Raw genomic sequence first — 16,055 nt, 5'->3', positions numbered from 1 at the left:
GTCGATGTGACAGATATCCAGGTCAAATTCGCCGAAAAGGGCGTCGGCTATCAGTGCGGCAAATATGAAACCGCATCAGCGGGCTTTATCGATGAATGCGCTTTTGACTGATTTGCCGCGCCGGACGGGTGAGCGCAGACTTCTGTTCACGCAATCCACCGTGCGCGCAGGCATCCGGCGCAGTTCTAAAGTAATCTCTGAAGTGCGCACGAAGCGCGCGTGCGCCTACGCATGCGCGCGCCCGTTTTTCAATCGTGCATTCTCAGAATTGCGCAACAAGCAACAAGCGAGAACAATTAAAAAGCTTGACGCCAAAAAATCGAGAACCTAAAAGCAGTCGCATCGATGCCGACGCAAGTAGCAGGAGGAGGGATGTACGCCAACTATGAAACCTTCGAGGACGCCGACCGCCACGCGCACGCGCTGACAGGCTGGGAACAGCGTTACGACCAGGTGGGCGAAGGCGCGTTTCGCAGCACGGTCAAGCAGGTTTCGGTGGCGGGCGTGCAGGTCTTTCAGGAATCCGCGAACGTTCGTATCGTTCAACGCGGGCAACTGCCGGCGGGTTTCGTCACGTTCGGACTCGTGCTCGGCGGCGGCGCACCGTTTTCGTTTCAGGGCGTGCGTGTCGACGAAAACGCGCTCGTCGTCGCGCCTGGCAACAAGGAATTCCTGTTGCATTCGCCACCCGATATGTCGATGCTCGGCGTGGCCGTCGATATGAGTCTGCTCGCGTCGGCAGCGGATGCGGCGGGCATCGATGTCCAGGACGAAATTCTCAACCGGCACGTGCTGAGCATCCCCGGCGCGGCCGGCGCGCGCGCGGGAAAGCGCATCATCGCGGCGGTCGAAACGGTGCTCGCGCACTCCGATCCGTTTTCATCGGACGATGGCGCGCAGCGATTCACGCACACCGTGACGGAAAGCATTCTGGATCTGCTGACGTTTCATGTGCCCACGCGCGAGGACCGGCTCACTTATGCGTGCCGCGCCGATGTCGTGCGTCGCGCGCATGAGCTGGTGCTTGCGCGTCCCGAGCAGCCGATCTCGGTGCTGGATCTGTGCGAGAAACTGCGCGTGAGCCGGCGCACCATTCAGAACAGCTTTCAATCGGTGACGCAGATGAATCCGGTGAGTTATCTGCGCGCCGTGCGTCTCGCGCAAGTGAGACGGCTCCTGACGACGACATCGCCAAACGAAATTCCGGTGCGCGAAGCCGCGATGCGCTGGGGATTTTCCAATCTCGGCCACTTCGCGAGCGATTACAAAAGCCTGTTCGGCGAACTTCCCTCTCAAACGCTGCGCACTCGCTGATTCAGCACTAACGCATTCCCTCCATGCCGATTGCAGGCCGCATTGCCGCGGTTTGCAATCGGCATTTCTCTTTCCGAAGCCGGCTTTGCAAGCGGCCTGAACACGCGCATTTAGCGCGTCTCTGTCGGCTCCCTTTCGAATGCTCCATTTCGGCACGCACGCGCTGCCGGTTACGAAGTGCTCTTTTTTATTGTCGTCTTTAGAGTCAATTCGACGATAACTAAGGAGGAGCACAGATGAAGCTGAGACGGCTGGCCACCGCCATGGGGGCCTTATTCTATGGATTGCTTGCGTGTCAGTCGCACGCGGGCGCGGCCGAAAAGCCGGAAGAACTGACGGTGGCGAAGGTGCCGCCGTATAGCCCGCATCGCGTATTCGTCACGGATGTCTCGTTTGCGAGCATGACCGATGCGCGCGTTCATGTGTTCGACGGCGACACGAAACGCTTCGTCGGCGAAATCGACGCCGGCTTCGCTCCGGGTTTCACGATCTCGCCCGATCACAAGACGAGCTATGTCGCGACGACGTACTTCGCGCGCGGCAGTCACGGCGCGCGTACGGATGTGGTCGAGATCATCGATAACACGACACTCGACGTGACCGGTGAAATCGTGATCCCGGCCAAGCACGGTCAGACCGTGCCGACGCCTTACCTCACGAATCTCTCGGAAGACGGCAGCCGCCTGTATGTGTCGAACATCACGCCGTCGACCTCGGTAACGGTCATCGATACGGCCGCGAAGAAGGTGCTCGGCGAGATCGATACCGATGGCTGCGTGCTCGCATATCCGAGCGGCAACGACCGCTTCTCGGCGCTGTGCGAAAGCGGCAAGGCGCTCACGGTCAGGCTCGATGCCACGGGCAAGGAAGCGAGCCGCAAGCTCTCCGACGCGTTCATCGATGTCGATCACGATCCTGCGTTCGTCAACGCCGTGCGTGACGGCAACAAGTACGTGTTCACGACCTTCCACGGCAATGTGCGCACCGCCGACTTCTCCGGCGATGCGCCTGTGTTCGGCACATCGTGGTCCTTGCTGAGCGATCAGGAGCGCAAGGCAGGCTGGCGTCCGGGCGGCTTGCAGCAGACCGCGCTGAGCACGGCCACTCATCGCCTCTACGTCGCGATGCACAAGGGCGCGGACGGCTCGCACAAGGATCCGGGCACCGAGATCTGGGTCTACGACACCGAGAGCAAGAAGCGCGTGGCGCGCTGGGATCTCGCGAAGCAGAAGATCGACCCGCTCCTCTCGATTCAGGTCAGCACCGACGACAAGCCGCTCTTCTACGGCCTTACGCCGACCTCCGATCTCGTCCTGATCGACGCGACGACCGGCAAGCGCCAGCACGTCGAAAAGCAGCTCGGCACGACGTCGACGCTGCTGCTCAATCCCTGAGGTGACGCGATGATCGATCCCGTCATTCTCATGGTGTGCATCGCGTCCGCGACGATCATCGCGCTCGCGAGCGCCGCGCCGAAGTGGCGCGAGCCGGCGCGCTTTCGCGCGTCGCTCGAAGCGTTCGCGTTGCTGCCGTCGTTCGCGCTGACGCCTTTGTCGTTCGCGTTTCCCGCGCTGGAAAGCGCGGGCGCAATCGGCCTCTTGTTCGCCGATACGCGCACGGTCAGCGCGCTCGTGCTGATCGCGTTGTTCACGCTCTTCGGCGCGGCGCTCGCGATCAATGTGTTGCGTGGTCATACCGATATCGATTGCGGCTGCTCGGGCTTCATCGCGGCACGCGCCACGGAACGCGCGCCCAAGTCCATCGGCTGGTGGCATGTATCGCGCGCCCTGATGCTGGCCGCGCTCGCAGCCGCCGCGCTCGTACCTTCTACTGCTCGCGCACTCATCGGGTTCGACTACCTGAGCGCGGGCGCCTGCACGTTATTCGCCGTCGCCGCGTGGTTCACGCTCGACGTGCTGCTGGTCAATCTTCCCAAGCTCGATTCTCTGAGGAATTCATGATGCAAACCGCCCTGATGATTTCGGCCGCACTGTCGTGGGCCGCTTTGCTCGCGCTCGGCGCGATCTGTCTCGCACTCGTTCGCCAAGTCGGCATTCTCTATGAACGCATGATGCCCGCGGGCGCACTCATGATCGACAAGGGCCCGGCAGTCGGCGCCATTGCACCGGTGTTCGAACTGGGCGATATCGCGGGCCGCGCGGTGAAGGTCGGCGGCCTGTCGAACTCGAAGCGCAACACGCTGGTGTTCTTCCTCTCGCCGACGTGCCCCGTGTGCAAGAAGCTGTTGCCCTTGCTGCCGTCGATCCAGGCGCGCGAAGGCAATACGGACATCGTGCTCGCAAGCGATGGCGAATTCGACGAGCATTCGGCCTTCTATCGCAAGACCGGTCTCTCGCAATACCCGTATGTGCTGTCGCAGGAACTCGGCCTTTCCTATCAGATCGGCAAGCTGCCTTATGCCGTGTTGCTCGACGAAGAAGGCAAGGTCCGTGCGAAGGGTCTCGTGAATACGCGTGAGCATCTGGAAAGCCTGTTCGAAGCGAAGGAACGCGGTGTCGCTTCGCTGCAGGAGTTCGTGCACGGCAAGCATGACGATCACGCGCATCACGAACATGAAGGTCAAGTCGGGCAGCACGCCTGAAGACGCCAATAAATCATTCATTCCTACAGGTGAGCGTCCATGAAATGGCTGGATTCATTCTTCGAACATAAGGCGCGCGGCGTCGCGCAGCGCAGCTCGCGGCGCAGTGCGATGGCGAAGCTCGGCAAGGTGCTAGTCGGCTCGGCAATGGTGCCGCTGCTCCCGGTAGATCGGACCGCGTATGCGACGGAGCCGAAGAAGCCGGGCGCATCGGCAAGCGACGATCCGACGAGCTGCGACTACTGGAAGTATTGCGCGATCGACGGCTGGCTTTGCAGCTGCTGCGGCGGCACGTCGAGCAGTTGCCCGCCGGGCACGACGCCGTCGCCGATCACGTGGATCGGCACATGCCGCAATCCCCACGACGGCTCGGACTACATCGTGTCCTACAACGACTGCTGCGGCAAGACGAGTTGCGGGCGTTGCTTCTGCAATCGCAATGAACGCGAGAAGCCGCTCTACAAGCTGTCGCTCAATAACGATATCAACTGGTGCATGGCGAACGGCAATTCGAATTACCACTGCTCGGTATCGGTACTGTTGGGAGCGGCAACGCAATGAAGACGGCAAGTGTTTTGATGGCGGCGCTCGCCGCCGGTGCGATGAGTCTTGCGCCTCAGGCATTCGCGCAAACGGTGCATTATCCCGGCGGCAAATCGACATTCGACGGCAAGTGCGCCGTCTGCCATCAGGCGGGCGGCAAGGGCATGGACGGACTCGCGCCGCCGCTCGTCGAGTATCCTGGCAAATATGCGGGATCGCCCGATGGCCGTTCCCAATTAGGGCATACCGTGCTCTATGGCATGTTCGGTCCGATCAAGGTCAAGGAGAAGAGCTACAACTTCAAGATGCCGAGCTTCGCATCGCTCTCCGATGAAGAGATCACCGACGTGCTGAACTACGTCGTGTTCGATCTGAACGCGGAGCACGGTTCAGCCAAGCCCTTCGACGTCGCCGAGGTCAAGGCATGGCGCGCGGGGCCGCTCGATCAGACCGCCGTGCATCAGCGTCGCGATGCGGTCGTGAAGGGCCTCGGGCTATGAAGCCGCGCGCGGTCCTCGTGGCTGCAGCGCTTGCCGCGCTCTTCATGGCGGCCGCACCGCAGGCGCAGGCGGAGGAGTACGACGCGCCGCGCGCGCGTCAGGACTGGGTCCTCAATTGCATGGGATGTCACACCGCCGATGGCTCCGGCATCCCCGGCAAAGTGCCCGCGTTGCGCAACTCGCTCGGTCACTTTGTCTCGATGCCCGAGGGCCGTCAGTTCGTGATGCGTGTGCCGGGCGCGGCCAATTCCGCATTGAACGATGCCGAGCTCGCGAACGTCCTGAACTGGCTGCTCGCGACGATGAACGAGCAATCGCGGCCCGCATCGTTCAAGCCCTATACGGCGGAAGAAATCGCGGCGCATCGTCGTCCCGCGCTCACCGATGTCGCGCGCACACGCATGAAGCTCGTGAAGAAATTGCAGGAGAACGGCGTCGACGCCGTCCCCGAACACTACTAGGAGACACCTTGATGAATAACAGCCAGCATCTCGCGATACTCGATTCGACGCGCGCGTTCGTCGCATCGGCAAAGAAAATGTTGATCGACGGCGCGTGGGTGGAAAGCGCAAGCGGCGCGACACTCGACGTGATCAATCCCGCCGATGGCGAACTGCTCGCCCGCGTGCCGAGCGCCGACGAAACCGATGTGGATCGTGCGGTGCTCGCCGCGCGCCGCGCATTCGACGACTCCGCGTGGTCGCGCATGAAGCCGACCGATCGCGAACGCCTCTTGCTGCGCGTCGCCGATCTGATCGAAGCGAATGCGCGCGAGCTCGCGGAAATCGAATCGCTCGACAACGGCAAGCCGGTGACGGTAGCGCAAGGTCTCGATGTGTCGATGGCCGCGCAATGCTTCCGCTATATGGCGGGCTGGGCGACGAAGATCGAAGGCAACACGATTGAAGCATCGATTCCGTATAGCCCGTCGAACGATTTCTTCGGCTATACGCGCAAGGAAGCGGTGGGTGTCGTCGGCGCGATCATTCCGTGGAATTTCCCGCTGCTGATGGCTTCGTGGAAGCTCGCGCCCGCGCTCGCGACGGGTTGCACCGTCGTGCTGAAACCCGCTGAAGACACGCCGCTTTCCGCATTGCGCCTCGCGATGCTGATCGAAGAGGCGGGCATCGAGAAGGGCGTCGTGAATGTGGTCACGGGCCTCGGCCGCACAGCGGGCGCGGCGCTCGCGCGGCATCCCGGCATCGACAAGATCGCGTTCACGGGTTCGACGCCGACCGGCAAGGCAATCGGTCATGCGGCGCTCGACAACATGACGCGCATGTCGCTCGAACTCGGCGGAAAGTCGCCGGTGATCGTGCTGCCCGATGTCGATATCGACAAAGCGGCGGAAGGCGTCGCCAATGCGATCTTCTTCAACTCGGGACAAGTCTGCACCGCGGGTTCTCGCGTCTATGTGCACGGTAAGGTATTCGATCGCGTGATGGAACGCGTCGCCGCCATCGCTCAATCCTTGCCGATGGGTCCGGGCCTCGATGCATCGACGCAGATCGGCCCGCTCGTGTCGGCGCGGCAGATGGATCGCGTGCTGGGCTATATCGAAGCGGGACGCGATGAAGGCGCGCGTGCGATCGCGGGCGGTGCGCGCAAGGGTGGCGCGGGTTTCTTCGTGAAGCCGACCGTGCTCGTCGATACGGATCATTCGATGAAGGTCGTGCGCGAAGAGATCTTCGGGCCGGTGCTCGTCGCGATGCCGTTCAGCGATATCGACAGCGTCGTCGCGAAAGCGAACGACACGCCCTATGGACTCGGCGCGAGCATCTGGTCGAACAATCTCTCGGCGATTCACAAGCTCGTGCCGCGCATCAAGGCGGGCACGGTGTGGGTCAATTGTCATTCGCTCCTCGACAACGCGATGCCTTTCGGCGGCTTCAAGCAATCGGGTTTCGGGCGCGAGCTCGGACGCGCGGTGATCGACATGTACACCGAAACCAAGTCGGTGCTGATCAACTACGCGTGAGGACGCTCGCATGACAACTAAAACGATCGCGCGGCAGCTTGTTTCGACGGCGGCGCTCGCCGTGTGCGCGAGCGCATCCGCGCAAGGCACGGTGACGCTGTACGGCACCGTCGATGCCGGGCTGACCTACACGACCAATCAGCAAGTTACCAACGCGGACGGCAGCGTCAGCTCGGGGCATAACTTCGCATTCTCGGGCGGCAATCTCGTGCCTTCGCGCTTCGGCTTGCTCGGGGTTGAAGATCTGGGCGGCGGCTTGCAAGCGAAGTTCAACGTGGAGAACAGCTTCTATACGGGAACGGGTGGCTTGGTGCAGGGCGGGGCGCTGTTCAACCGTCAGGCCTGGGTGGGACTGGCGCATGAGCAATTCGGTACGTTGTCGCTCGGACGCCAGTACGATTCGTATTCCGACTTTCTCGGGCTTTACGTGTCGAGCAATTCATGGGCGACGCTCTACGGCTCGCACATCGGCGACGTCGACAACCTGAACGAAGCGTTCAACTTCAACAACTCGATCAAGTATACGAGCCCGGACTGGAACGGTTTCTCGTTAGGTGGCACGTATAGCCTCGGCGGTGCGGCCGGCGATTTCGCACAACGGCGCGGCTATTCCGTCGCGGCGGCTTATACGCGTTTGCCGGTTTCCATCAGCGCGGGCTATCTGAACCTGCGTAATCCGCTCGATGCGGCTTTGGGCGGTACGAACGGCTATATCGGTGATTTCGCCTGCTCGAATCCTTCGGCGCTGTATTGTCAGTTGCAGAATGCGGAAGCGCTCAAAGCGTATGGCGCGGGCGCATCGTATGCGATCGGGCCTGCGACCATCGCGTTGACCTATACGCATACGCGCCTTGAGCATAGCCAGTTCTTCGCCGATAGCGCCAATCCGCAAGGCCGCGACATCGCATTCGACATCGGCGAAGTGAATCTGACTTACGCGGCCACGCCGTTCCTGCAACTGGGCCTCGCCTACATCTATAACAATGCGAAACCCGACGGCGGTTCATCGACGCGCTTTCATCAGGTGAACCTCGGCGCGAATTACTCGCTTTCGAAGCGCACCGCGCTCTATGGTGTCGCGATCATGCAGAAGGCGGTAGGAGCGGGACTCGGCATCGATCCCGCGACGGGCGGCCCGGCGAATTACGCGCAGATTCCCAATCTGCCCAACTCGAACAGCGACCGGCAACTGTCCGTGACGGTGGGCATACGGCATAACTTCTAAGTATTTCCGAGGGCGTGCGTTGACCCGGCCGGGATGATTCCCTGCCGGGTTTTTTTCGTTTGCGTGTTGGTTCGACCGATCAATCTTATGGATGCGAGCCGGCATATATGGTTGATTTGACCGATATATGCGTGTCGTTTAATTTCGTTGCGAGCGTCCATCGCAATGCATCGATCATCGAAACATCCCCACACATACCGACTCACGGAGACATCGAAAAAATGAACAGGGCAACCATCGACGCACTGCTGAAAAAAATCAACGACAGCGCCACGAACGAAGGCGACGCACGCACGAAAGCAATCGTGAACCGCATCGTGCGCGATCTTTTCTACACGATCGAAGACCTCGACGTTACCCCGGGCGAGTTCTGGGCCGCGCTGAACTATCTCGGCGAAACCGGACAGAGCGGCGAGTTCGGCCTGATCGCCGCGGGTCTCGGCTTCGAGCATTTTCTCGATGCGCGTCTCGACGAAAAGGAAGCGATGGCAGGTCTCGAAGGCGGCACGCCGCGCACCATCGAAGGGCCGCTCTATGTGTCGGGCGCGCCGCAATCGCTCGGACATGCGCGACTCGACGATGGCACGAGCCTCGGCGAAACGCTCGTGATGCGTGGCCGTGTATTGACGCAGGACGGCGCGCCGCTCGCGAATGCATTGGTCGAAGTGTGGCACGCGAATCATCTCGGCAATTACTCGTACTTCGACAAGTCGCAGTCCGCGTTCAATCTGCGCCGCTCGATTCGCACCGATGGCGACGGGCAATACGCGTTCACGAGCGTCGTGCCGGTCGGCTATAGCGTGCCGCCCGGCGGCAAGACACAGCAATTGCTCGATCAGCTCGGCCGGCACGGTCATCGTCCGGCGCATATTCACTTCTTCGTGTCGGCGCCGGGTTATCGCAAGCTGACAACGCAGATCAATATCGACGGAGATCCGTATCTGTGGGACGACTTCGCGTTCGCGACGCGCGACGGACTCGTGCCCGAAGTGAAGAAGGCCGAAGGGGCGGAAGGCAAGCCGTACGGTGTGGAAGGACGCTTCGCGCTCATCGACTTCGACTTCACGCTGTGCAGTGAACGGGACGACGTGCCCGGCACGGAAGTGGAGCGCGTGCGCGCGGCGTGAGCATCTGCGATCGTTGATACCATTGCCGCATGAACAACGAGCTTGATGTAGACGCCGATCTATTGGGCGTCGATGGCTGCAAGGCGGGCTGGTTCGTCGCAAGGCAATGCGGGCGTAGCGGGGTCATCACGACGAACGTCGTCGGCCGCTTCGATGACCTGCTCGAATGGGAGCGGGCGCATGCAATCGTGGCCGTCGATATTCCAATTGGACTGGCCGCGAATGGCGCCCGCGCATGCGACACGCTCGCCCGCAAGCTGCTCGGGCGTCCTCGCGGAAGCTCGGTATTTTCTCCACCGACACGCGCAGCACTGGCCGCATCGAACTATCGCGAAGCGTGCGACATCAACCACGCCGCATCGGGAAAGCGCATTTCCATTCAGGCTTTCCATATTCGCGGCAAGATCGCTGAAGTCGATGATGTGCTGCGCATGCGCGCGGGCGCAGCAGCGCGGGTATTCGAAGTGCATCCCGAACTGAGCTTCATGCACTTGCGAATGGAACAGGGCGGCCCGGCGCACGGCCTGCATGAAAGCAAGGCGCACGCGCCGGGGTTTGCACTACGTCACGCGTTGCTCGTGCAATGCTTCGGCAGCGCAGTCGACACGGCGCTCGCCGCGCGCAAGCCCGCGCAGGCTTCGCGCGACGATGTGCTCGACGCCTTCGCCGTGCTATGGAGCGCACGCCGCATCGCATCGGGTAAAGCATTCCATCTGCCGGAAGAGATCGAGACCGATGCGGCGGGCATACCCATGACGATCTACTGCTGAGCACCCGCCTTTCGATAGTGCGCCACGTGAAGCGCCTTGATGCGTTCGGCGAACTCATCGACGGGACCATCGACGACGGTATCTTCGATAACTTCCTGAATCGCCAGCGCACGCACGCGCCCCGGCTTCGCGCCGAGTTCGGCACGCCAGCGCGTGAACTGTTCCGTCGACGCCGCATAGACGATGCGCCCCAGCCCGACCCACGCATGCGCCGCCGCGCACATCGGGCAATGCTCGCCGGACGTGTACACGACCGCGTCCTTGCGATCGGCTTCGGGCACGTTCTGCGCCGCCCATTTCGCAATTTCGAATTCCGGGTGCCGCGTCTGATCGCCGCCGCTCACCCGATTGCGGTCTTCGAAAAGCACGCGCCCGTCCCTTGCGACGAGCATCGAGCCGAAAGGCTCGTCGCCATTGTCGAGCGCCTCTTGCGCCAGTTCGATGCAGCGGATCAGATGCTTCTTGTCTGTATCGTCGATCATGCCGTGTCCTCCTTGTTTGACTGCACGATCACGATGCTAACGGACTAGCGAAACGCCCGCATCTGCGCGGTCATGAGTTGCAGCATCCGGTTCGACGCAACCGATAGCCTGCGTCCGGCGCGCGTGACGAGATGGGCTTCGGCATCGGCGAGAATCGGATGCGTGATGTCGATCGCAAAGAGATCGCCGGCTTCCATCTCGCTCGTCACGGCAAACGCGGGCAGCACGGTGATACCGAGCCCCGACTTGACGAACTGCTTGAGAATGGCGATGGAGTTCGTCGTCACGACCGGATCGAGCTTCAGCTTCTCCGCATACTCCACAGCCTGCAGCATCTGCCGCGTGCCGTACGACGCGTGCGTCACCGCGAGCGGATGCTGCGCGAGTTCCTGCACGCTCATCGACTTGCGCTCCTTGCGCGGAAAGTCCGGGCCGACGATCGCCATCATCGGCTGTCGCTTGATCGCGCGCGATACGAGCTTCGGTTCCTGCGGCGGGTTATAGACGAGGCCGATCTCGCCTTCGTCCTCGGAGATCTTGCGGATCACATCGTTGGTGCCGCCGAGATCGAGGTTCACCTTGATGCCCGTGTATTGCTTGCAGAACTGCTGCATCGGCCCCGACAGAAGATCGGATACGAAGCCTTCGCCGAGCACGATATTCACCTGGCCCGTGCGCAATCCGCGCAACGCCTGAAGACGCGAGAGCAGATCGTCGCGATGCGCGAGCTGCTCGCGAAAGTATTCGATCACGCATTGCCCGGCTTCGGTCGTCTTCACGCCGCGCGCGTGCCGTTCGACGAGCGCCGCGTCCAGTTCCTTTTCCAGCAGGCCGATCTGCCGGCTGACCGCCGATGGCGCGACGTTGAGATAGTCGGCCGCCGCGCGGATGGTCCCGCAGCGCACGGCCTCGAAGAAATAGACGATGCGGCTGTCGGTGAGGTTATCGGTCATCGGAATCGAGTGTTCTAAAAATCAGAACACTTCCAATATTGGCGTTGATTGATTGTACGGCTTTCACGACCGAAGATGACAGGAACGCGGACCGGCTGCCCGAAGCACGGCGCGCATGAGAAGGAGAATTCGCTGATGAAGACGGTAGGTGTGATCGGTCTGGGAAACATGGGACGCGGCATGGCGCGCTCGGCCAGACGCGGCGGGTATCGCGTGCTCGGTTTCGATGCCGCGCAAGGCGTGGCAGAGGCGCTGCAGCCGGACGGCATCGAGGCGCGCGCGTCGATTGCGGCCATCGCGAGCGAGGTCGACGTGTTGATACTGTCGCTGCCGACATCGGCGATCGTCGAAGAAGTCGTGCTCGGGAAGGACGGCGTCGCATCGAACGGGAAAGCCGGGCTGATCGTCGTTGATACAACCACCGCCGATCCGGCCAGCACGAAGAAGGTCGCGGCCGCGCTCGCGGAATGCGGGATCGGTTTCGTCGATGGCCCCGTGAGCGGCGGCCCGAAAGGCGCGGCGACCGCCACGATGACGATGGTTCTCGGCGGCTCGGAAGCGGATGTCGCCGCGGTCGAACCGATCCTCGCGGTGATCAGCGCGAAGCGCGTGCATGTCGGGCCGGTCGGCGCGGGTCACGTGACGAAGATCATCAACAACATGCTGACGGGCGTGCATCTGCTCGCGGCGAGCGAGGCGGTGCGTGCGGCGAAAGCGTCGGGCGTCGATCCGGAAAAGCTCGTCGAGGCGCTCAACGGCGGCTCGGGCCGCAACAGCGCGACGCTCACCAACTATCCGACGTGGATCTTCAACGGCAAGTTCGACTCGGGCTTCACGATGAAGCTCATGCGCAAGGACGTGCGCCTCGCAATGGCCCTGCTCGATGGCGTCCACGAGAATGCGCCCATCGCGAAGGAAGCGGGGCGCCTGTGGGCGGCGAGCGAGGCGAGCATCGGCGACTCGGAGGATTTCAATCGCATCGTGCAGTTCATCGAATCGAAGTAAGGGGAACAGAAAAAAATGGAATACGACGCAGCAGAACAGCTTCTCGCGGCATTCAAACATTTCTTTCCGGACGCGAAGACGATCGGCTCGTATGTCGGTGGCGAACTGATCGAAGGCGCGGGCGAAAGCATTCAGCTTTACGACGCCGCGACCGGCAAGCCGAGTCTCGCGTACAAGGACGGCGGCGCGGCCGTCGTCGAGCAGGCGGCGGCTGCGGCCACGCGTGCGCAGAAGCAATGGTGGGCGCTCACACATGCAGCGCGCGGCCGCGTGATGTTCGAGATCGCGCGCGAGATTCGCAAGGAAGCGGAACAGATCGCGCGGCTGGAAGCGCGCGGCTCGGGCAAGCCGATTCGCGATTGCCGTGGCGAAGTCGCGAAGGTCGCCGAGATGTTCGAGTACTACGGCGGCTGGGCCGACAAGTTCTATGGCGACGTCATCCCCGTGCCGACCTCGCATCTGAACTACACGCGCCGCGAGCCGGCAGGCACCGTGCTGCAGATCACGCCGTGGAACGCGCCCGTCTTCACGTGCGGCTGGCAGGTCGCGCCCGCCATCTCGATGGGCAATGCGGTGCTGCTCAAGCCGTCGGAGCTCACGCCGTTCACATCGATCGTGATCGGCTTGCTGGCGGAGCGCGGCGGTGCGCCGAAGGGCCTCATCAATGTGCTCGCGGGACTCGGGCAGACGGTCGCGCAAGCGGCGATCGCGCACAAGGCGGTGAAGAAAGTCGTGTTCGTCGGCTCGCCGGCGACGGGCGCGCGTATCGCCGAAAGCGCGGCGAAACGCGTGCTGCCTTGCGTGCTGGAACTGGGCGGCAAGTCGGCCAATATCATCTTCGCCGATGCCGATCTCAAGCGCGCCGCGCTGACCGCGCAGGCGGCGATTTTCGCGGGCGCGGGGCAAAGCTGCGTCGCGGGTTCGCGCTTGCTGGTGCAGCGTTCCGTCTACGACGAATTCGTCGCGATGGTCGCAGCGGGCGCGAAAAAGATCAGAGTCGGCGCGCCGCTCGATGATGCGACCGAAGTCGGCCCGATCAACAATCGCAGGCAGTACGATCACGTGATGTCGATGATCGGCAAGGGCATCGCCGATGGCGCGACGCTCGCGGCCGGCTCGGCCGAGCGCTCGGATGCGGGCTACTATGTCGCTCCGACCGTGCTCGCCGGCGTGACTAACGACATGGACGTCGCGCGCACGGAGATCTTCGGGCCCGTGGTCGCGGCGATTCCGTTCGACACGGAAGAGCAAGCCGTCGCGATCGCCAACGACACCGACTTTGGTCTCGCCGGCGCGGTATGGACCAACGACGTCGCGCGTTCGCTGCGCGTCGCAAGCCAGGTCGATGCGGGCACGTTCTGGGTCAACGGCTACAAGACGATCAACGTCGCGTCGCCGTTCGGCGGTTATGGTCTGAGCGGCTACGGGCGATCCAGCGGCGTCGAGGCGCTTTACGAGTACACGCAGACCAAGAGCGTGTGGGTCGAAACGGCAAAGGATCCGGCCACGACGTTCGGCTATCTATGATCAAAAACGCCCGGGCGTCGCCATGACGCGGCGTCCGGGCAATCAAGGGGAGAAGGGAATGCAAAGCACGTTGAGCGCGGATCGCGCGGAAGGAAGCGGCCTCAGAACCGCGAAGCTCTTTTTCTATGCGGCGGTCATTCTGTTGATCGCGGAGTTCATCGGGTCGTTCACGTTCAAGATCGGTCCGGGCAAGGTCATTCTGCTTCCGATGATCTGGGCGCTGTTGCTCGGCGCCGCGCTCGGTCTCGTCTCCGAGCGCTGGAAAAGCCCGGCGCGGCTCGACGTGCGCAGCCAGTTCTACGCAGCCGCGATCCTGCAGCCCGCGCTCCTGCTGTTCGTCGCGAAGCTCGGCCTCCTGGTCGGCAGTGCATTGCCGAAGCTCGCCGCGGCGGGCTGGGCGCTCGCGTTTCAGGAACTCGGCCACTTTGTCGGCACGATCCTGCTCGGCTTGCCGCTCGCGCTTCTGCTCGGCATCAAGCGCGAGGCGATCGGCGCGACGTTTTCCGTCGGGCGCGAACCGAGTCTTGCGATCATCGGCGAAAAATACGGCATGGATTCCGCCGAAGGTCGCGGTGTGCTCGCGGAATATCTGACGGGCACGGTGTTCGGCGCGGTGTTCATCGCGATCTTCGCGGGATTCGTCGCGAGCCTGCACATCTTTCATCCGCTCGCGCTCGCGATGGGCTCGGGCGTCGGCTCGGGCAGCATGATGGCGGCGGCGTCGGGCGCGATCGCGGCGCAGCAGGACCCGGAGACGGCGAAAGCGGTGCTCACGTTCGCGGCGGCGAGCAATCTGATCACGACGACCATCGGCACGTACTTCACGCTCTTCATCTCGCTGCCGATGGCCATATGGGGCTATCGGCTGCTGGAGCCGCTCATCGGCCGCAAGACAAAGGCGTCGAGCGCGGGCGAGACGGCTTCATCGGCGCCGAAACTGGGCGACGTACAGACCGAGGCGCCTCACCTCGGCTACGGCGGCAAGATGCTCGCGTGGGGCGCGACCGCGCTGATGGCGCTCGTCGCCGACTGGATCACGCACGGCACGACGCCGCTGCAAGGCTTGCCCGGCATGGCGGTGATGGTGCTCGCGACGATCGTCGGCGACGCGATCGCGCGTGCGACCGGGCGCAAGATTCCGGCTGTGTGCTGGGTATCGATCGTCGCGATGTTCCTGACTTCGCCGTGGTGTCCGTGGGGTGCGCAGATCGCCGCGGCGAGCGCGCAGAACGACTTCCTCGGCGTGACGACGCCGATGCTGACCTTCGCGGGATTGTCGATCGCGAAGGACATTCCGGCGTTCAGAAGGCTCGGCTGGCGCATCGTGCTGGTGTCGTTCGTCGCGAATGCCGGGACGTTCCTGGGCGCGGCGCTGGTGGCGCAGCTCTTCCATATCTGAAGCCGGTTTGAAAGCCTGGAAACGAACTACGGCGGCGGGCAGGGCGGTATAAAATCGAGATGTACTTCTCTCGCGCTCGAATGCGCCCGCCGCCATGGATACTCCCTCGGGCAAAGAAACCTCCCGCAAGCCGATGTCGCCTCGCATGCTCAATGTGCTGACGGCGCTCATCGGCATCGCCACGCTGGCGCTGGGTGTCGCGTGGCTGATCTATACGTGGATCGTTCATCTCGAGATCCCGTATTTCGCCATTCCGCTCGTGCTTACCGTGCCGGTGATCGTCGCGGTAGCGTTCCGAAATTGCTGGGACTGATGCGCCGCTGAATTGCGGTCGCGGAAATGAAAACGCACCACGGCGATAAAGATCGCCGCGGTGCGTTTGAATGTCGCTGGTAGGCTCGATTGGACTCGAACCAACGACCCCCACCATGTCAAGGTGGTGCTCTAACCAGCTGAGCTACGAGCCTACGGAAGCCGCGAATTATAGGGGAAACTTTCGCGTTGTGGGGGTTTTTGGGCGAAATTTTTTGATTGGGGACGCTCCGTCGGCAGTCGGATGTCGGTGTCCCTTGGAAGTTATGGATGATCGATCAGCGCGTCGATGATTTTACATAACATAAATTATCGAAC

Annotated in this window: 18 protein-coding genes and 1 tRNA gene; 16 read left to right on the top strand and 3 right to left on the bottom strand. The window is 62.5% G+C overall.

Annotated features, from left to right (window positions below):
• Positions 1–64: 64 nt before the first annotated feature.
• The 12 genes from PQR08_RS22490 (at position 65) to PQR08_RS22435 (ending at position 10,059) form a co-directional block, all read left to right on the top strand.
• Positions 65–331 carry a hypothetical protein gene (locus tag PQR08_RS22490; RefSeq protein WP_250484656.1) on the top strand — a complete coding sequence of 89 codons (267 nt, stop codon included), beginning with the start codon at positions 65–67 and terminating at the stop codon, positions 329–331.
• Positions 332–372: 41 nt separating this feature from the next.
• On the top strand, positions 373–1,314 hold the full coding sequence (locus PQR08_RS22485) for a helix-turn-helix domain-containing protein (protein WP_035501891.1): 942 nt from the start codon (positions 373–375) through the stop codon (positions 1,312–1,314).
• A 263-nt stretch (positions 1,315–1,577) separates the two neighbouring features.
• Positions 1,578–2,708, top strand: coding sequence for an amine dehydrogenase large subunit (locus tag PQR08_RS22480; protein WP_250484655.1), 1,131 nt, complete (start codon positions 1,578–1,580; stop codon positions 2,706–2,708).
• Positions 2,709–2,717: 9 nt separating this feature from the next.
• Positions 2,718–3,275 (top strand): MauE/DoxX family redox-associated membrane protein, encoded by a 558-nt coding sequence (locus PQR08_RS22475; RefSeq protein ID WP_250484654.1) that lies wholly within the window; start codon positions 2,718–2,720, stop codon positions 3,273–3,275.
• Positions 3,272–3,916 (top strand): methylamine dehydrogenase accessory protein MauD, encoded by a 645-nt coding sequence (gene mauD / locus PQR08_RS22470; RefSeq protein ID WP_250484653.1) that lies wholly within the window; start codon positions 3,272–3,274, stop codon positions 3,914–3,916. Before PQR08_RS22475 ends, mauD begins: the two co-directional genes overlap by 4 nt.
• Before the next feature lie 39 nt (positions 3,917–3,955).
• Entirely contained in the window at positions 3,956–4,477 is a 522-nt protein-coding gene (locus PQR08_RS22465) for a methylamine dehydrogenase light chain (protein ID WP_035501898.1), read from the top strand.
• On the top strand, positions 4,474–4,959 hold the full coding sequence (locus PQR08_RS22460; protein ID WP_250484652.1) for a c-type cytochrome: 486 nt from the start codon (positions 4,474–4,476) through the stop codon (positions 4,957–4,959). The genes PQR08_RS22465 and PQR08_RS22460 overlap by 4 nt, the downstream gene beginning before the upstream one ends.
• Positions 4,956–5,420, top strand: a complete 465-nt coding sequence (locus PQR08_RS22455) for a c-type cytochrome (protein WP_250484651.1) — start codon at positions 4,956–4,958, stop codon at positions 5,418–5,420. The genes PQR08_RS22460 and PQR08_RS22455 overlap by 4 nt, the downstream gene beginning before the upstream one ends.
• An 11-nt stretch (positions 5,421–5,431) precedes the next feature.
• Positions 5,432–6,937: an aldehyde dehydrogenase family protein gene (locus tag PQR08_RS22450; protein WP_250484650.1), complete on the top strand. Its 1,506-nt coding sequence runs from the start codon at positions 5,432–5,434 to the stop codon at positions 6,935–6,937.
• A 10-nt stretch (positions 6,938–6,947) separates the two neighbouring features.
• Positions 6,948–8,162: a porin gene (locus PQR08_RS22445; RefSeq protein WP_250484649.1), complete on the top strand. Its 1,215-nt coding sequence runs from the start codon at positions 6,948–6,950 to the stop codon at positions 8,160–8,162.
• 221 nt (positions 8,163–8,383) lie between these two features.
• Positions 8,384–9,289 (top strand): catechol 1,2-dioxygenase, encoded by a 906-nt coding sequence (gene catA, locus PQR08_RS22440; protein WP_250484648.1) that lies wholly within the window; start codon positions 8,384–8,386, stop codon positions 9,287–9,289.
• Positions 9,290–9,318: 29 nt separating this feature from the next.
• The gene (locus tag PQR08_RS22435) at positions 9,319–10,059 is read left to right on the top strand and encodes a DUF429 domain-containing protein (protein WP_250484647.1); all 741 of its coding nucleotides are present in this window, start codon (positions 9,319–9,321) and stop codon (positions 10,057–10,059) included.
• On the opposite strand, the gene PQR08_RS22430 is transcribed toward PQR08_RS22435, so the two are convergent.
• Together PQR08_RS22430 and PQR08_RS22425 are read right to left on the bottom strand one after the other, a co-directional pair.
• Positions 10,050–10,541: a nucleoside deaminase gene (locus PQR08_RS22430; protein WP_250484646.1), complete on the bottom strand. Its 492-nt coding sequence runs from the start codon at positions 10,539–10,541 to the stop codon at positions 10,050–10,052. The genes PQR08_RS22435 and PQR08_RS22430 overlap by 10 nt on opposite strands.
• Before the next feature lie 44 nt (positions 10,542–10,585).
• Entirely contained in the window at positions 10,586–11,494 is a 909-nt protein-coding gene (locus tag PQR08_RS22425; protein WP_250484645.1) for a LysR family transcriptional regulator, read from the bottom strand.
• 135 nt (positions 11,495–11,629) lie between these two features.
• Between PQR08_RS22425 and PQR08_RS22420 the strand changes: the two genes are divergently transcribed.
• The 4 genes from PQR08_RS22420 to PQR08_RS22405 all read left to right on the top strand — a co-directional run bounded on the left by PQR08_RS22420 (position 11,630) and on the right by PQR08_RS22405 (position 15,738).
• Positions 11,630–12,499, top strand: coding sequence for an NAD(P)-dependent oxidoreductase (locus PQR08_RS22420; RefSeq protein ID WP_250484644.1), 870 nt, complete (start codon positions 11,630–11,632; stop codon positions 12,497–12,499).
• Between the two features lie 15 nt (positions 12,500–12,514).
• Positions 12,515–14,026 (top strand): aldehyde dehydrogenase family protein, encoded by a 1,512-nt coding sequence (locus PQR08_RS22415; RefSeq protein ID WP_250484643.1) that lies wholly within the window; start codon positions 12,515–12,517, stop codon positions 14,024–14,026.
• A gap of 58 nt (positions 14,027–14,084) precedes the next feature.
• Positions 14,085–15,425 (top strand): DUF3100 domain-containing protein, encoded by a 1,341-nt coding sequence (locus PQR08_RS22410; RefSeq protein WP_250484642.1) that lies wholly within the window; start codon positions 14,085–14,087, stop codon positions 15,423–15,425.
• Positions 15,426–15,519: 94 nt separating this feature from the next.
• Complete coding sequence (locus PQR08_RS22405) at positions 15,520–15,738, top strand: hypothetical protein (RefSeq protein WP_187606313.1); 219 nt, start codon at positions 15,520–15,522, stop codon at positions 15,736–15,738.
• Positions 15,739–15,815: 77 nt separating this feature from the next.
• Here PQR08_RS22405 and PQR08_RS22400 read toward each other — a convergent pair.
• A tRNA-Val gene (locus PQR08_RS22400) sits at positions 15,816–15,892 on the bottom strand.
• Positions 15,893–16,055: the final 163 nt, after the last annotated feature.

It is taken from the genome of Caballeronia jiangsuensis (genome assembly GCF_046030135.1).
Taxonomy (GTDB): Bacteria; Pseudomonadota; Gammaproteobacteria; order Burkholderiales; family Burkholderiaceae; genus Caballeronia; species Caballeronia jiangsuensis.
This window is presented reverse-complemented; position numbering and strand designations above follow the sequence as displayed.

Bases quoted from the DNA above. Each gene is read 5' to 3' on its own strand.
- PQR08_RS22430 (WP_250484646.1), bottom strand. From the start codon at position 10,541: ATGATCGACGATACAGACAAGAAGCATCTGATCCGCTGCATCGAACTG.
- PQR08_RS22445 (WP_250484649.1), top strand. From the start codon at position 6,948: ATGACAACTAAAACGATCGCGCGGCAGCTTGTTTCGACGGCGGCGCTC.
- PQR08_RS22405 (WP_187606313.1), top strand. From the start codon at position 15,520: ATGGATACTCCCTCGGGCAAAGAAACCTCCCGCAAGCCGATGTCGCCT.
- mauD (WP_250484653.1), top strand. From the start codon at position 3,272: ATGATGCAAACCGCCCTGATGATTTCGGCCGCACTGTCGTGGGCCGCT.
- PQR08_RS22475 (WP_250484654.1), top strand. From the start codon at position 2,718: ATGATCGATCCCGTCATTCTCATGGTGTGCATCGCGTCCGCGACGATC.
- PQR08_RS22450 (WP_250484650.1), top strand. From the start codon at position 5,432: ATGAATAACAGCCAGCATCTCGCGATACTCGATTCGACGCGCGCGTTC.
- PQR08_RS22490 (WP_250484656.1), top strand. From the start codon at position 65: ATGAAACCGCATCAGCGGGCTTTATCGATGAATGCGCTTTTGACTGAT.
- PQR08_RS22435 (WP_250484647.1), top strand. From the start codon at position 9,319: ATGAACAACGAGCTTGATGTAGACGCCGATCTATTGGGCGTCGATGGC.
- PQR08_RS22420 (WP_250484644.1), top strand. From the start codon at position 11,630: ATGAAGACGGTAGGTGTGATCGGTCTGGGAAACATGGGACGCGGCATG.
- PQR08_RS22480 (WP_250484655.1), top strand. From the start codon at position 1,578: ATGGGGGCCTTATTCTATGGATTGCTTGCGTGTCAGTCGCACGCGGGC.
- PQR08_RS22415 (WP_250484643.1), top strand. From the start codon at position 12,515: ATGGAATACGACGCAGCAGAACAGCTTCTCGCGGCATTCAAACATTTC.
- PQR08_RS22410 (WP_250484642.1), top strand. From the start codon at position 14,085: ATGCAAAGCACGTTGAGCGCGGATCGCGCGGAAGGAAGCGGCCTCAGA.
- PQR08_RS22485 (WP_035501891.1), top strand. From the start codon at position 373: ATGTACGCCAACTATGAAACCTTCGAGGACGCCGACCGCCACGCGCAC.
- PQR08_RS22465 (WP_035501898.1), top strand. From the start codon at position 3,956: ATGAAATGGCTGGATTCATTCTTCGAACATAAGGCGCGCGGCGTCGCG.
- PQR08_RS22425 (WP_250484645.1), bottom strand. From the start codon at position 11,494: ATGACCGATAACCTCACCGACAGCCGCATCGTCTATTTCTTCGAGGCC.
- PQR08_RS22460 (WP_250484652.1), top strand. From the start codon at position 4,474: ATGAAGACGGCAAGTGTTTTGATGGCGGCGCTCGCCGCCGGTGCGATG.
- catA (WP_250484648.1), top strand. From the start codon at position 8,384: ATGAACAGGGCAACCATCGACGCACTGCTGAAAAAAATCAACGACAGC.
- PQR08_RS22455 (WP_250484651.1), top strand. From the start codon at position 4,956: ATGAAGCCGCGCGCGGTCCTCGTGGCTGCAGCGCTTGCCGCGCTCTTC.